Below are 14,654 nucleotides of genomic sequence, written 5' to 3'. Positions count from 1 at the left end.
TCTTTTACACAGCAGCTTCGGTGACACCGACAAGGATATCGCGAATCGCGACCTCGTTGATGTCGTCATGCTCGGCAATCACCACCAGACGCGAGCGACGCTCTTCACTAGTTTTCCAGGGGCGGTCATACTGATGGCGAACGCGGGCGCCAACAGCCTGAACCAGCAGGCGCATAGGTTTGCCGGAAACAGCAGCGTAACCTTTGACGCGTAGGATGTTCAGTTCATTGGCAAGACGCTCGATATTGGCAACCAGATTGGCGGGATCGGTTTGTTCGGGCAGTTCAACCACGATGCTTTCGAAATCGTCGTGTTCATGGTCATCATGATCGTCGTGATGCGACGGACGAGCGTCCATGTCATCCTCAGCGGCCGCCTCAAGCCCCAGTACAACCCGGACATCCACGGCACCTTCGGCAACCTCGACAACCGGCAGAGGGCGAGGGGCCTCGGCGGCAATGATCTCTTTGGCTTTGGCTACGCCTTCGGGGCCCGCAAGATCTGGTTTTGTCAGCAGAATGATATCTGCGCAGGAAATCTGATCCTCGAACACTTCGGAGAGGGGTGTTTCGTGATCGATCGAGTCGTCGGCCAAGCGCTGGGCGTCTACAGCTTCGACATTCGGCGCAAAGCGACCGGCTGCAACAGCTTCGGCATCGGCCAGGGCGATTACACCATCCACGGTAATTTTCGAGCGGATATCGGGCCAGTCGAACGCTTTCAGCAGCGGTTTCGGCAGCGCCAGCCCAGAGGTTTCGATCAGGATATGATCGGGGCGCGGCTCCAGTGCCATCAGGGCCTCGATGGTTGGAATGAAATCGTCGGCCACGGTACAGCAGATGCAGCCGTTGGCCAGTTCCATTATGTTTTCCGCCGGGCAGTCCGGGATAGCGCAGGATTTCAGGATGTCGCCGTCGACGCCAACATCGCCGAACTCATTGACCACCACCGCCAGACGCTTGCCTTGCGGGTTCTGCATCAGGTGGCGGATCAGGGTGGTTTTACCCGAGCCCAGAAAGCCGGTGATAACGGTGACGGGGAGTTTTTCGAGGTTGCTCATTCATCAGGCTCCAATCGGGGGAATACGGGCCGCACAGTTCTTGCGGAAATGTTCAGGACGTTCGCGCCACTTCACCAGGCCATCTTCGGTGGCCAGATATTTGGTTGCGCCTTCGACGATGATTTCGACATCGTTGGCTTCGTTCAAGTTTTCATAGACAAAAGTCCAGCGCGCGGGCCCACCGCGCAAGACGATCGAGCAGCCCTGGTCGCAGTTCGACAGACACTCGACAGGTTTCAAAGTGATGCCCTCGGGCCACTCGACACCAGCCAGAGCCTTGTGCAACAGCGCTCCGGGTCGCTGTGCGTCGTCTTCGACCGGCTCACCGCGTCGACAGGTTGTGCAGACCAGCAGTTCGACTGATGCGGTCTCGTTCAAGTCTCTCATCCCCCCAAACCTCTCGTGGGGGACGGGGTCTCATGCGGGCCACGTGTCTCGACATGGACCCGACACCGGAACACCCCGTCCGGTTTCTACTTCGGGTGTTGGCAGGTCTCCCGGCTTGCAGATGTCAGGGTGATTACCCTGTCGGATGTCCCGCCTTCCCGGCCTGCAGGCCAGTGGCATTGGGCACCCTCTCCGGTCACGGTCGCGGGGGCGGCTGCGTTTGACGGTAGACCGCTGACGCATTCCCTTTTCATCCATAAAATGGACACCAACGGAAGCGACATGCGGTACGGGCGGGCGCCTTGTCAAGCGAGTCGCGTGCATCTTGTGCATAAGGGGGTAAAAAGCGACGTGACGGCGTCGCTGGGCGGCATGACGCGCCGTGGATGGATGTGGTGCCATGAACTGCTGAACTCGAATGGGGAGTACTTATAAATGAAAGTTGGTTTTATCGGCTTGGGGAATGTGGGTGGTAAGCTCTCGGGTTCACTGCTGCGCAACGGGGTCGATCTCACGGTGCATGACCTGAACTCGGATCTGGTTTCAGGTGCTGTAGCCAAAGGGGCAAAGGCCGCAGACGGGCCAGCCCAGTTGATGCGCGACTGTGATGCCGTCATCACCTGCTTGCCTTCTCCAGCCGCATCTGATGCGGTCATGCAAGAGATGCTACCCGAAGTCGGTCCGGGCAAAATCTGGATGGAAATGTCCACAACCGACGAAGCCGAAGTCAAACGTCTGGGTGCCCAAGTGATCGCGCGTGGCGGTGCGGCGGTTGACTGCCCCGTTTCTGGAGGGTGTCACAGGGCAGCAACCGGCAATATATCGATCTTCGCGGGTTGTGATCGCGATACGTTCGAGCAAATTTTGCCATTTCTGACAACGATGGGTCGGCGCATTCTGCATACGGGAGACCTCGGTTCGGCCTCAGTTCTGAAGGTGCTTACCAACTATCTGGCCACTGCCAACCTCATCACCTGCGCCGAAGCGCTGGTCACGGCCAAGGCCGCGGGGATGGACCTGAGTACGACATATGAGGCGATCAAGATTTCCTCGGGAACCTCTTTCGTGCACGAAACGGAAAGCCAGGTCATCCTGAACGGTTCGCGCGATATTTCCTTTACTATGGACCTTGTGAAAAAAGATATTGGCCTATTTCAGGACGTCGCGGACCGCGCTGGGGTGCCGTTGGAAATTAATCCGGTAATGATCAAGATATTCGAGGATGGAATAGCGCGGTTTGGTGAACGGGAACTGTCGCCCAACATCATCAAACGATTGGAAGAAGTTACTGGTTTGGACGTACGCGCACCTGGTTTCCCGCCTGAGATGCTGGATGATGAACCCGAAGAGCCAGGGTATGAGGTAATCCCGAATAACAGGGTGACTTATTAACCGTGTAATGCTCTGCCCGGATGCCGGTAATCCATAGACCAACATATGTGGGCCGCTGTATTGAATGTAGCGGCCGCACAATCTGAGCAGGTTGATTCAGGAGGGATACCCGCACATTCACTCCCTTGTCCGCAAGTTCCGTCAAAAACTGCCTGCGTCCGCTATGCGAGCTAGCGCCCTTAATGCCTGCCGCGCAAAATTTGGCAAACAGATTCACAATCGTCTGAGGGCTGAACCCGCCACGCTTTGCACTGAAGAACAATGGAGCGTCAGGTTTGCTAACGTGGCGTGGATAGGTGTTTGCGTAGACAGTAAGAGCTTTGCTCAGCCTTTTGCTGACGAGAACGGTGCCAGCTTCATCACCCATGGTTTGTGCCGCCGCAAGAAAAACTGTGTCACGAGGTTCACCGTTGCCATCAAAAACATCACTAACCTTCAATCCTGCAATCTCACACGCGCGCAGGCCAGCAAAGAAGCTGAATGCGAAAATGGCGCGGTTGCGAGCGCTGTAGCGGTGCGCATCAATGACGGCATATGGCCTGCGGCTTTACGACGCCCGTGGCGCGGCAGCCACGAGGCTTGTGCGGCGGGTCTATCACTCTCACAGATTGCAGGATGCATGGGGTGGTCTCTACGCACTGCTGCGGTAATGATTGAGCGTTACGCGCAGGTTTCGCCGGGTGAAACTGACGACGTTTTGACGCTTCTAAGTGAGGCCAAAGAGAGCAATGCGTGAATAGAATTGTAAAATGGATTGTAAAATGCGCTACGGCAGAAATTGCCAATGCTTCTAACCCATTGAAAAGTAGTGGAGGCGAGTACCGGAATCGAACCGGTGTACACGGATTTGCAATCCGCTGCGTCACCACTCCGCCAACTCGCCTTTTCAAGTAAAATCAATTACTTAACGTGGTGTGATAGGCGTTCTAACAGCTTTCGCAAAGAACGTCCAGAGGGTAGGTTGCAAAACCATCATGGCCAAGTGGTTCTGCCAAGTGTTTCCGCCGGTGAAATCGACTGCACAGTTTTGCCGCGGCATGATTCAGTTCATGGCCCGTTGCCGCAGGGAATTGGATGTGGCACAAGCTCGTCAGACTTGGGAATATGGAAGAGCGATCATATGACAGATTTCGCAGCTCGGCGCCTTACGATGGTTGATACGCAAATTCGTCCCTCGGACGTGACAAAATTCCCCATAATTGATGCGATGCTATCCGTTGAGCGAGAGAAATTTGTGCCGGATACACAGCGCGAAGCAGCTTATGCCGGAGACCTGATGGAATTAGGCGAGGGCCGCTGCCTGCTGGAGCCGCGGACCCTGGCAAAAATGCTGGATGTGCTGAACATCTCCGGCGATGAAATGGTGTTGGATATCGCTCCGGCCTTTGGGTATTCGACCGCTGTTGCAGCCCGTATGGCGCAGCTGGTGGTTGGGGTTGAAGACGACGATTCCCTGGCGTCAGAGGCGCAGACTGTCCTGATGGAATCGGACGTAGACAACGCCATCATTCACACCGGTCCGCTGGATCAGGGCGCCGCCGAGCATGGACCTTATGATGTGATAATGATTCAGGGCGGGGTCGAGCGTCTGCCCGACACCTTGCTGGATCAGTTGAAAGAACACGGAAGGATCGCATGCCTGTTTATGGAGGGCGAGTTGGGAACCGTTCGGGTTGGTCGCAAATCAGGCGGGCGCGTCACCTGGCGCTATTCATTTAACGCCAGCGCTCCGGTCTTGCCTGCATTTTGCGCCGAGTGTGCATTTTCGCTATAGTGCCGTATTAGATTTTTTTGGCGCCTTGATTACTTGAAAGTAAGGGCGCAAAGTGCCTGTGAGGCAGTAAAAAAATAAATTTGAGAGGGTTTGAGATGCGTGGGACAGCACGAGGTAAGCTGGCCAAAGCCTTTGTGGTGGCAGCCGGATTGGCGATTAGCGTTTTGCCCGGGAGGCCTGTTTGGGCCGATAATCTGACCGATGCTTTCATTGGAGCGTACAACACAAGCGGCTTGCTTGAACAGAACCGCGCGCTTTTGCGAGCTGCTGACGAAGATGTGGCAATTGCGCTTTCTGCATTGCGCCCGATCATAAACTGGACCGTTCAGGTCAGCGATAATTACAACAAGAGGAGAGTTGGCACCGTTGTTTCAACAACCAGGCCAACGAACTTCTTTTCCGGCCTTACGCTCAGCCAACTGATTTATGACGGTGGTTTTTCGGTCCTTGGCAAGCAATCGGCGCAGGAAACTGTGCTGTCCACCCGCCAAACCCTGCTTGATATCGAACAACAGGTTCTGATCCGCGCGGCAAATGCCTACTTGGGTGTGCTGCTGCAGGAAGAAACCGTGGCAATCCGGCTGAACAACGTGGATGTATCCGCGGAGGAACTCCGGGCTTCTCAGGATCGGTTTGAAGTTGGCGAAGTCACACGTACAGACGTGGCGTTGTCCGAAGCCCAGCTGGCCAGCTCGCAAGCGGATTTGGCTGTGGCACGCGGTAATCTGAGTATCGCACAGGCAGAATATGTAAATGCGGTCGGCAAAACACCGGGGCGGACCGCAGGTCAGCCCAGCTTACCCAACCTTCCGCGATCCGAGGGCGAAGCCGTCAGCTTAGCGCAGCGCAATCACCCCGCCATTCTTTCGGCGCAACATCAGGTGCGAGCGCTGGATTTGGTCGTTCAGCAACAGCGTGCGAATCTGGGCCCCAATGTCAGTCTGAATGCTGATGCCGGGATCACCGAAAGCTACGACAATGATGACTACATTAACGACGCGCGGATCTCGTTGAACTTCAACCAGCCGATTTATTCGGGCGGTGGCCTGGCCGCCGCAGTGCGTCGAGCAATGGCAACACGCGATGCATCCCGCGCAAATCTTTTGAATGTTCAGAAGAATATAACTCAAGGGGTGGCCGATCGTTATGCCGCTTACCAAGCCGCTACCGCCAGCCTGAGGGCTTCGACGGAACGGGTTCGGGCGTCGCAGGTCGCCTTTGACGGTATTCGGGAAGAAGCGACTTTGGGTGCACGAACCACGCTGGATGTTCTGAATGCTCAGCAGGATTTGCTGGATGCACAGTTGGCCGAAGTGGCATCGCGGACCGAGCGGTCTCGGGCAGCCTATGAACTGTTGCAGGCGCAAGGTTTGCTGACAGCGGAACGTCTGGGGCTTGCGGTGCAAATCTATGACCCGACACTGTATTACAACCTTGTTAAAAAGGCTCCGTCCCAGGTCAGCAAGCAGAGCCGCGATCTGGATCGGGTGCTCAAGGCCTTGCGTCGCGACTAAGTAGCATTACTACCGGTTGTTAGCTTTGACAGGATTGGCTACACTTGTGCCAAGGCTGAGAGCGGTAGAAAAAAATGTCAGATAGTCTCGTCAATACAGATGCTGAGGACGTTCTGTCTTCGATCAAACGTTTGGTCAACGAAGATGGGCGTGAAGAATCGGAGTTTATTTTTATTCCGACGCCACCGGCGCCAAAACCCGGCAGACTGGTTCTGACCGATGCCTTGCGTGTCGGTGACGAGCCATTGCTCGGGGATAAACCCTCACCGTTAAAGCTGAGACGCGAGGATAGTGCTGATTCCGCGCGGCAGCTCGGTGCGGCAAACGCGCCAGAAAGCCCTGTAGAACCCATGCGTCTTGAGCCCTGCGATGCTGTTCAGGCCGAGAGCACTGTATCGCCCAGCAAGGCCGCGAAAAACGTACAACCCGTCCCACAGGATGAAGACGTTGAACCGGAGGTCGGTGGTGCCAAACGAGATTTGGCAGGCAGTCTCAGCGCAAAGATCGAAGCGCTGGAAGCGGCTATAGCCCGAACCGAAGATCAGTGGGAACCCGACGGCGAAAGCAATGATGCTTATTCAGGCACCCGGACACGGTCCGTGAACTGGTCCGTTCATGGAGGCTTTGACAAGCCGGAATCAGAGTCACAAGAAAGCGCTGATTCCACAGGTGCGGCGACACCTGCGACGTTCATTCGTCATTCAGAAAACGCTATGCCTCAGCCTTCCGAAGAGGAGGGTGCGCAGCCTTCCGCCGAATTCCCGGACGAAGACGCGCTGCGCGAATTCATAGCGCAGGTCGTGCGGGAAGAGTTGCAAGGCGCTTTGGGTGAACGGATCACCCGGAACCTGCGCAAGATGGTTCGGCGCGAAATTTACCGGGCAATGGTGGCTCAAAAGCTGGAATGAACCTCACGCCCGATTGGGCGTTTGGGCCAGCGAAAGCAAAAGATCCAGATCCAAGTTCTGCTCCAGATGATCAGCCAGTGAGTCCAAAACCTGATCGATGCCGTCTTCGTAGGCGATTTCCGACGTGACGCCCAGTATTGACAGATAGCTGGCGCGAAACGCGTCCGACGCGAAAATCCCGTGCAGATAACTACCTCGTATGCGTCCATTTGCGCTAGCCGCGCCTTCAGGGCGGCCTTCGACCTGCAACCATGCTCGAGCGCTATCGGCGCCCTCGGTGCGTCCCATATGGATTTCATAGCCGCTGACGGGCTCGCCGCCGGGCAGGGCCGTGGCCGCGCGAAGAGTAACCTGTTTTTCACCTGCCATGACCGTTTCAACGTCTAGCAGGCCGAGACCTTCGACCGACCCCGGGTTCCCGTCGACGCCGTCCGGGTCCGAGATTGTCTTGCCTAGCATCTGATAACCGCCGCACAGCCCCAGCACGTGGCCCCCTCGGCGTACATGAGCGTACAAATCCACATCCCAGCCTTGCGCACGAAAATAGGCAAGATCACCGATTGTCGATTTGCTGCCTGGCAAGAGAACCAGATCGGCGTCACCGGGCAGGGCGCGCCCGGCCGGAACGATTTCGACCGCAACGCCGGGCTCGGCTGACAGTGGGTCGAGATCATCGAAATTGGCCATCCGTTCGAGCTGTGGAACGACAACCTTGCAAGTTCCTCCGCTATGAGAACGGATATCCATCATGTCCTCTGCGGGCAGCCTCCAAGCATCCTGAAACCAGGGCACCACACCAATACAAGGCCAGCCCGTCCGCGTTGCGATGTCGTCGCGCCCCTCATCGAACAACGACACATCGCCCTTGAACCGATTGACTGCAAAGCCCCGTATCATCTCGAGGTCATTTACATCCAGCACGGCTTGCGTGCCGACAATCTGGGCGATCACGCCGCCACGGTGGATGTCACCAACCAGCACAACGGGTACGCCGGCAGCGCAAGCAAAACCCATATTGGCGATGTCGCCTTTACGCAGGTTGGTCTCGGCCGGGCTGCCGGCACCTTCGATCAACACCAGATCGGCATCAGCGCAGAGCCTGTCAAAACTCTCAAGTGCCGCACCCAGCAGCTTGGATTTGTCCTTGCGATAGTCGCCAGCCTTCATCGTGCCTGCGCGCTGCCCTTGCACGATGATCTGCGCGCCGGTGTCAGTTTCCGGCTTTAGCAGTATCGGGTTCATGTCCGTATGAGTCGGGCGATTTGCCGCGCGTGCCTGCAAGGCTTGGGCACGCCCGATTTCACCTCCGTTTTCCGTGACGGCGGCATTATTCGACATGTTCTGCGGTTTGAACGGTGCAACGCGTAAGCCACGTCGCGTGTAGGCGCGTGCAAGCCCGGCCACCAAAACCGATTTTCCGACATTGCTGCCGGTGCCCTGAATCATGATGGACCGAACCATGGCCTGTCTCCTATGTTGACGCGCAGATGACCCGATTTGCGCGTAAAGGAAAAGCCCCTGATGAATACGCCCGCGCATCTTTTGATCGGTGCCGCCGTCTTTGCCCGCCCGGCCAGAGGTCCTGTATTGGCTGCGGCTTTGTTCGGGGCATTGTTGCCTGATCTGTCACTTTATTTGATGGCAGGTGTATCCATTTTCATCCTGGGAACCCCTGACAAGGTGGTTTTTGACGAACTCTATTATTCTCCGGCCTGGCAGGCAGTTTTTGCCGTCGACAACTCTTTTTTTCTGTGGGGGCTTGCGCTTGGATTTGGGTGGTTATGCGCATGCCGCACCTTGATCGCAGGCGCGGGGGCAGGGCTGCTGCATCTGGCGATGGGCTTTCCGTTGCATGCAAGTGATGGTCGGCCGCAAGTCTGGCCGTTCAGTGACTGGGTTTTTCACAGCCCGGTCAGCTACTGGGACAGTGCTCACTATGCGCCTTGGGTTGCCTTGTTGGGCGTCTTGGCTTGCGTGGCATAATTCATAATCTTATGGCGGCGCGGTATCGCAGATTGGGCCAAGGTATTCTTTGCCGTCCGGCTCGCGGCCGAGTTCTGGGTGGCGCGGCAGTGGGTGTTGTTCTTCTGAAACTTGACCGGCCAAAAGAAAAACGCGCTCCGATCCCTGGAGCGCGTTTTTTCCAAAGAACGTCGCCTTGAATCAGGCGGCTTCCGCTTGCTGAGCGGCATTGCGACGCTCACTTTCCTCACGCGACAGAGCCACCGAGGTACGCACGCCGCGACCAACGAACTCCATCAAACCACCAACGACCCGCTCATTCGGGTCGATACCTGCGCATGACAGTACTTCGCGACCATCACGCGACCGTGCCCAACGGGCGATCTGTTCCGGGCCATTGCCGTACTTCTTGTCATCGGCGATGGCATCATCCAGCGCAGCCAACACAACGGCCGCAAAAAGTTTCCGAGCACGATTGCCTTGCTCATTGTTAAAGGCAGTGCCGTCAACGAAATCTCTCATCTCGTCTTCCTTGTTTTTCTTGCTCTTGCAATTTTCGGCGTGACGGTCCTTATGACCTATTAGTTATGATTCGGATACACCTAAAATGCATAGTTGCGTTGCGTCATTTGCATAGCTTGCTGCAAGTGCAGCACTAGGTGTCGTTGTCTTGTCAGGTGTGGTCCCGCCAGATATAGGGGCGACAACTGACGCATCAACCGTTTGTGAAGGATTTATGTAATGCCCAAGATAAATGGGAATGAAATTCGCCCTGGCAATGTGCTTGAGCATAACGACGGGCTTTGGGCAGCGGTCAAGGTAGACCATGTAAAGCCCGGAAAAGGCGGCGCATTTGCTCAGGTCGAGCTGCGCAACCTGCGGAACGGGTCCAAACTGAACGAAAGGTTCCGTTCGGCGGACAAAGTCGAACGCGTACGGCTGGAGCAAAAAGATCAGCAATTCCTGTACGAATCCGACGGAATGTTGGTGTTCATGGATGCCGAAACCTATGAACAGATCGAGCTGCCGGCGGATATTCTGGGTGATCGTCGCCCGTTTTTGCAGGATGGCATGACCATCGTCGTCGAATTTCACGAAAGCGAGGCGCTGAATGCGACGCTGCCGCAGAAAGTGACCTGCAAGATCGTCGAGACCGAGCCGGTGGTCAAAGGTCAGACAGCGGCGAATTCGTTCAAGCCCGCGATTTTGGATAACGGCGTCAAAGTGATGGTGCCACCCTTTGTCGGGCAAGATGAATTGATCATCGTGAACACCGAGACCATGGAGTATTCCGAGCGCGCATAACCTCAGGCGCAAAAGGCTCCAAAGACCGCGCAGCGCAGGCTGCCGCGGTCTTTTTTAATCCGGCTTGCGCCTTAGCTGCCGATAGCGCGCAGGGTCGGGACCAAACAGTTCAAGCATCAGTTCGAATTTTATGCGATTGGCGCTGACTTGCCGGTAAAAGGCGATCAGAAAGGCAGTAGGACCCTGAATGCGGGTCAGGCCGGTGGTGGCTGCGACTACAGTGCCAACATCGGTTTTACCGTCTAGAACCAGCCATCCACCCAGCATCAGAATGCCGACAGTCCCGGCACCGTTGATTACGCTAAGAAGGAATTTGGCCGAGAGTTTCCAGATGAACATCTGACGGCGCGTCTCGTAAATATCGTCGAAGAGCGCGTCTATATCCCGCGCGGCAGTTTCGATATCCTCGGTTGTCAGGCGGTCGGTTGAGTTGCGCAATATTCGAACACGCTCCGCCACAAATACGTTCACCCTACGTTGTGAAACCAACACAACGATGATCTGAGGGACAATCATCGAAAACGCGATCAGACCCAATCCAGGCTGGGTCGAGGAAATGTAGCCAATTACACTGATCAAGGTTCCGATCTGCACAACAGGATCGGAAAAGGCACCACCTGCAAACTTGCCCAGCTCTTCCGCCTCGGCGGAAATCGCGGTGGTCATTGTGCCTTTTCGGAACGGTTGACCTTCGTCGTTCAGATCCGTCGTACGGGCCAATAGGCGCTGGCGGATCATGCGGATCAGATCCTCTCCCAGTGTTCCTGCTCGGTATCCCAGCACCCATTTCAACACGAGACTCAGCAGGATCACAGCGAGCATTCCCGCACCCAGCTTCACGAGCCGATCGGTTCCAACGTCGTCTGATGTCAGGTGGTTGATGATGTCGCGCTGAAACTCCAGCGGTACAGCGGCAAGGGCTGCAACGGCCAGTGATAGCAGTATGAGTATGATTTGCCGCCCGGCGCTGGCGCGCCAGATCGCCGTGTAGAGGCGAAGCATGCTCGTGTTCCCTAAAAATCCACCGTTCCCAGTGATAGCGTGCTAACCGGCTGGTTCAAATGCGTTGAGAATTCAAGGGAACAAGACGTGCCACCCGGGCAACAAGTCTCACCCCGGCAGGCGCAGTGTCGCGCCACCTGCTTGCATATCACCACTTGCGCGATCGAGGCGCAAATAAGCAATCGCTTTTCCATGGGATTGCGTGAATAACGTCCCTACCGGTTTCCCCCCAGATAGGATTTCTGTCCCAATAGGAGCCGACCCGGATATCTCGACCGTGCGAAGACCTTTGCGCAATTCGGTCTTGTGCTTCATACGGGCGGTAACTTCCTGTCCGACGTAGCATCCTTTTTTGAAGTCCAGACCATTCAGTGCCTCGAACCCCGATTCCAGAATGTAGCTGTCGGGTGTCAGTTCAATCCCGGTTTCAGGGATGCAGTGGCGCACGCGGATGGCGTCCCAATCCGTCCCGTCATCGCTTTCTTGGTCAGATGAATAGGTCCTCCATCCCATTTCAGGATGCCGGGGGTCGGGCAAGGCGCCGTCTGGTGTGCTGCCCGTACCGCGTTGCAGATTCAGATCGGTGTCTTCAATGTCCACATCCGCGCGCAGCTTGTACATCGACAGACGTTTCGCCAAACCATCGGCCAAATCGTCGGCCACGTCCAAAAGGACCTCACGTCCGTCCCGCTTTAGAAAGAAATCTGCCAGATACTTGCCCTGCGGCGTTAATAGAGCGGCATAGACCAGCCCACTATCCAAAAGCTGAACGTCATTGGTGATCAACCCCTGCAGAAAGCTGTCCGTGTCCGTCCCGGTCAGGCGCAGGATGCGGCGTTTGGGCATGGGTTGGTCCTCGTCATTTGGTCTGGCTCCGTGATATAGGAGTTACCGTCGCCATGACCAGAGGGTAACAGACGTGTCTGCTCCGATCAGTGTTGTAATTCCGACCCTGAATGCAGGCGCGGACCTGCCGAAAACCCTGCAATCGCTTATGGAAGGGCTTCATGCCGGGTTGATCCGCGAACTGATAGTTACTGATGGCGGTTCGGATGATGCGACGCTGGAGATTGCCGAGGAAGCAGGTGCCGAGGTTGTGACGGGTCCGCCTTCACGCGGAGGGCAACTGCGGCGAGGTTGCGCTGTGGCCAAAGGGGACTGGATGTTGATCCTGCACGCAGACACGGAATTGCAGCCAGAATGGAGCGCTGCGGTTGCCGCTCACCTGCACCTCAGCTCTCCGGCTGCTTTTCGGCTTCGTTTTCGCGCCAGTGGATTTGGTCCCACTTGGGTGGCCGGGTGGGCCAATCTGCGCAGTAGGCTGTTTGGTTTACCCTACGGTGACCAAGGGTTGCTGGTTCGGCGATCAGACTATCTGTCGGTAGGGGGCTACCCGGATCAGCCACTAATGGAAGATGTCGCGTTGATCCGCACGTTACCGCGTGCAGCGCTCTTGAAGGCAGATGCGGTCACGAGTGCGGAGCGCTATATCCATCAGGGTTGGGTCCGGCAGGGGGTGCGGAATCTTTGGACTCTGACACGGTATTATTTTGGAGCTGATCCTGAACGGCTGGCACAGGCTTACCGGCGCTGAAAGCGCTGCGTAGTTCGACAATCGACTTACCCAAACGGAAAGGTGCGGCAAAGCTGACAAGGCACAACGCGATGATCTGAAGAACCAGAATATGCGCGTTGGCCTGAAGGTATTCCCACTCGTTCTTGAGCTTTCCCACCTGCTCGATCAGATCGTCATAACTTTGGGCAATGATCAGGTAATCCCCGGCGATGGCGGGCACTTTACGGCGCATATTGTCGATCGCGACCTGCGTGGCATCGTCCAGCGACGTAAAGACAAGGAACTGTTCTATATCAAAAGCATCGGCCTTGGCAGCCATGCCGCGGGCCTGTTCCATTTCGTCTTTTGCCTGCCGTCCGAATAAGAAATGCAGGCCCTGTAGGGGCGCGACTTCGTTCGTTACGGCAATAAACAAGGGTAGGTCTGCATTGCTTGCAGTCGAGGCTGAAAGGAATTCGACTTTTTCGCACAAAACGGCGGTATCGGGATCAAAAGCCGGATCACAAAAGCGCAGCCGGAATCGAGCAGCGTCACGGTCGAAAGCCAGCGTCGCGGCATAGGCCACGTCGATCTGGCGATCTAGTCTTGAACTGTCGGAGGTATAAAGCCCCGCCAGCACCGCAACCAAGGCGCCGACACCGCCCAGCACAACCCAAACCAAGTCGGCCAGTTTCCAAGCCCGGTGTCCAGCAGGTTTGCGGAACAGGAACCCCGTACCAATCATGCCGATCAGAAAGAAAACGATCAGCAGCGGCAATTGGTTCTCAGCAATAAATGACATGGGTCCGAGTGTACGTCTTGCGCGCAGGCTGGCAACAGTGCTCACGCGCAGTTGTAGTGTCTGAAAGCTTCAAGACCCTGAGCTTTGGCCAAACTTGCGAAACAATTTGGTCCGGTCAAAAGCCTGTTCCAGCTCATCTGTGCGGTCTTTGACGCTGTCCCAAAGGCGTTCCTGCAATTCGGCGATAACACATTCCAGCAGAACCATTAGCGAAGCCATTGAATCCCATGCGGAAGGCACAGCTATGCGCGCCGCGAAAGTATGTTTCGCAAGCCGGTGAATAGGGGATCGCCATTGGTCGGTCAGAAGTACCACTTCAGCCTTTCGTTCATGGCACAACTGACCGATCAGGAGAGTGGTGTTTTCATAACGACGGACATCCAGTGCGACGAGAACGTCGCCCTCCCTTACCTCCAGCAGGTCATGTGTCCAGGATGCGGCGTCGGATAACAGTTTCACATCCGGACGGATCATCTGCATATGCAGGTACAGATAACGGGCGAGTGTCCCGGTTATGCGCCCTCCGGTAATGAAAATACGTCGTTTCGGGTCGCAGAGCAGACGACAGAAACTGTCAAACTCTTCCGGGTCCACCTCGTCTATTGAACGCCTTTGGTTGACCAGCGCCTGACGGGAGTAGCGGTTCAGGATGTGTTCTTCCGGCAGGTCATTTTGCCAGACATCGCGTTTGGCTTCGGGCCCCGAGATCATCTCTTTGACTTCGCCGCGCACCGCCGACTGGAATTGCGGATAGCCCTCAAACCCCGTTTTCTGCAACATGCGCGCAACCGTAGTTGTCGAGACCGAGGCCACACTGGCCAGTTCGGTGATGCTGCCCAGACCCGCCATCGGGTAATCGTCCAGCAGCACATTTACCAGTTGCCGTTCCGATGGTGTCATCTTGTCCCGATGCGACAAGAGTTTTTCGGTCACTCGCACAGAGTCCCTCCCTCAGTTGCAGTCTGAAGTTGTGTAAATTTTGACGTCTCGTTC

General features: G+C 56.2%; 15 protein-coding genes, 1 tRNA gene and 1 riboswitch. Of the genes, 7 read left to right on the top strand and 9 right to left on the bottom strand.

Annotated elements, in window-relative coordinates; all coding sequences use genetic code 11:
* Positions 1 to 4: 4 nt before the first annotated feature.
* The gene (cobW, locus tag AC2TCY_RS06425) at positions 5 to 1,060 is read right to left on the bottom strand and encodes a cobalamin biosynthesis protein CobW (RefSeq protein ID WP_480846276.1); all 1,056 of its coding nucleotides are present in this window, start codon (positions 1,058 to 1,060) and stop codon (positions 5 to 7) included.
* Between the two features lie 3 nt (positions 1,061 to 1,063).
* Positions 1,064 to 1,447, bottom strand: coding sequence for a DUF1636 family protein (locus tag AC2TCY_RS06420; protein WP_480846274.1), 384 nt, complete (start codon positions 1,445 to 1,447; stop codon positions 1,064 to 1,066).
* Positions 1,448 to 1,530: 83 nt separating this feature from the next.
* Positions 1,531 to 1,735: riboswitch (cobalamin riboswitch) on the bottom strand.
* A 147-nt stretch (positions 1,736 to 1,882) separates the two neighbouring features.
* Between AC2TCY_RS06420 and AC2TCY_RS06415 the strand changes: the two genes are divergently transcribed.
* Entirely contained in the window at positions 1,883 to 2,839 is a 957-nt protein-coding gene (locus tag AC2TCY_RS06415; protein WP_480846273.1) for an NAD(P)-dependent oxidoreductase, read from the top strand.
* Here AC2TCY_RS06415 and AC2TCY_RS06410 read toward each other — a convergent pair.
* The gene (locus AC2TCY_RS06410; RefSeq protein WP_480846369.1) at positions 2,733 to 3,302 is read right to left on the bottom strand and encodes a hypothetical protein; all 570 of its coding nucleotides are present in this window, start codon (positions 3,300 to 3,302) and stop codon (positions 2,733 to 2,735) included. The two genes, AC2TCY_RS06415 and AC2TCY_RS06410, sit on opposite strands and share 107 nt — an antisense overlap.
* A gap of 346 nt (positions 3,303 to 3,648) precedes the next feature.
* Positions 3,649 to 3,722, bottom strand: a tRNA-Cys gene (locus AC2TCY_RS06405).
* A 237-nt stretch (positions 3,723 to 3,959) separates the two neighbouring features.
* Between AC2TCY_RS06405 and AC2TCY_RS06400 the strand changes: the two genes are divergently transcribed.
* From AC2TCY_RS06400 to AC2TCY_RS06390, 3 genes are all read left to right on the top strand, one after another.
* A complete protein-coding gene (locus tag AC2TCY_RS06400; RefSeq protein ID WP_480846272.1) occupies positions 3,960 to 4,613 on the top strand; it encodes a protein-L-isoaspartate O-methyltransferase family protein in 654 nt (217 codons plus the stop codon).
* 95 nt (positions 4,614 to 4,708) lie between these two features.
* Complete coding sequence (locus AC2TCY_RS06395; RefSeq protein ID WP_480846271.1) at positions 4,709 to 6,127, top strand: TolC family outer membrane protein; 1,419 nt, start codon at positions 4,709 to 4,711, stop codon at positions 6,125 to 6,127.
* 74 nt (positions 6,128 to 6,201) lie between these two features.
* Positions 6,202 to 7,035, top strand: a complete 834-nt coding sequence (locus tag AC2TCY_RS06390; protein ID WP_480846270.1) for a hypothetical protein — start codon at positions 6,202 to 6,204, stop codon at positions 7,033 to 7,035.
* Between the two features lie 3 nt (positions 7,036 to 7,038).
* Here AC2TCY_RS06390 and AC2TCY_RS06385 read toward each other — a convergent pair whose 3' ends face one another.
* Complete coding sequence (locus AC2TCY_RS06385; protein ID WP_480846269.1) at positions 7,039 to 8,496, bottom strand: cobyric acid synthase; 1,458 nt, start codon at positions 8,494 to 8,496, stop codon at positions 7,039 to 7,041.
* A 60-nt stretch (positions 8,497 to 8,556) separates the two neighbouring features.
* On the opposite strand from AC2TCY_RS06385, the gene AC2TCY_RS06380 reads away from it, so the two are divergent.
* A complete protein-coding gene (locus AC2TCY_RS06380) occupies positions 8,557 to 9,018 on the top strand; it encodes a cobalamin biosynthesis protein CobQ (protein ID WP_480846268.1) in 462 nt (153 codons plus the stop codon).
* Positions 9,019 to 9,198: 180 nt separating this feature from the next.
* Here the strand turns inward: AC2TCY_RS06380 and AC2TCY_RS06375 are convergent, their stop codons facing one another.
* Positions 9,199 to 9,519: a DUF6280 family protein gene (locus AC2TCY_RS06375; protein WP_008757056.1), complete on the bottom strand. Its 321-nt coding sequence runs from the start codon at positions 9,517 to 9,519 to the stop codon at positions 9,199 to 9,201.
* A gap of 219 nt (positions 9,520 to 9,738) precedes the next feature.
* Between AC2TCY_RS06375 and efp the strand changes: the two genes are divergently transcribed.
* Positions 9,739 to 10,302 (top strand): elongation factor P, encoded by a 564-nt coding sequence (gene efp, locus AC2TCY_RS06370; RefSeq protein ID WP_480846266.1) that lies wholly within the window; start codon positions 9,739 to 9,741, stop codon positions 10,300 to 10,302.
* Positions 10,303 to 10,356: 54 nt separating this feature from the next.
* Here efp and AC2TCY_RS06365 read toward each other — a convergent pair whose 3' ends face one another.
* Together AC2TCY_RS06365 and ygfZ are read right to left on the bottom strand one after the other, a co-directional pair.
* A complete protein-coding gene (locus AC2TCY_RS06365) occupies positions 10,357 to 11,304 on the bottom strand; it encodes an ABC transporter transmembrane domain-containing protein (protein WP_480846265.1) in 948 nt (315 codons plus the stop codon).
* A 108-nt stretch (positions 11,305 to 11,412) separates the two neighbouring features.
* The gene (gene ygfZ / locus AC2TCY_RS06360) at positions 11,413 to 12,150 is read right to left on the bottom strand and encodes a CAF17-like 4Fe-4S cluster assembly/insertion protein YgfZ (RefSeq protein WP_480846263.1); all 738 of its coding nucleotides are present in this window, start codon (positions 12,148 to 12,150) and stop codon (positions 11,413 to 11,415) included.
* 73 nt (positions 12,151 to 12,223) lie between these two features.
* Here ygfZ and AC2TCY_RS06355 point away from each other — a divergent pair, with 73 nt between their 5' ends.
* Positions 12,224 to 12,898 (top strand): TIGR04283 family arsenosugar biosynthesis glycosyltransferase, encoded by a 675-nt coding sequence (locus AC2TCY_RS06355; RefSeq protein WP_480846262.1) that lies wholly within the window; start codon positions 12,224 to 12,226, stop codon positions 12,896 to 12,898.
* 832 nt (positions 12,899 to 13,730) lie between these two features.
* Here the strand turns inward: AC2TCY_RS06355 and AC2TCY_RS06350 are convergent.
* The gene (locus AC2TCY_RS06350; RefSeq protein ID WP_480846260.1) at positions 13,731 to 14,600 is read right to left on the bottom strand and encodes a MurR/RpiR family transcriptional regulator; all 870 of its coding nucleotides are present in this window, start codon (positions 14,598 to 14,600) and stop codon (positions 13,731 to 13,733) included.
* Positions 14,601 to 14,654 lie beyond the last annotated feature (54 nt).

This window comes from Ruegeria sp. HKCCD7181, from assembly GCF_057221055.1.
The sequence above is the reverse complement of the archived record's forward strand: the minus strand, read 5'-3'. Positions and strand labels throughout refer to the sequence as shown.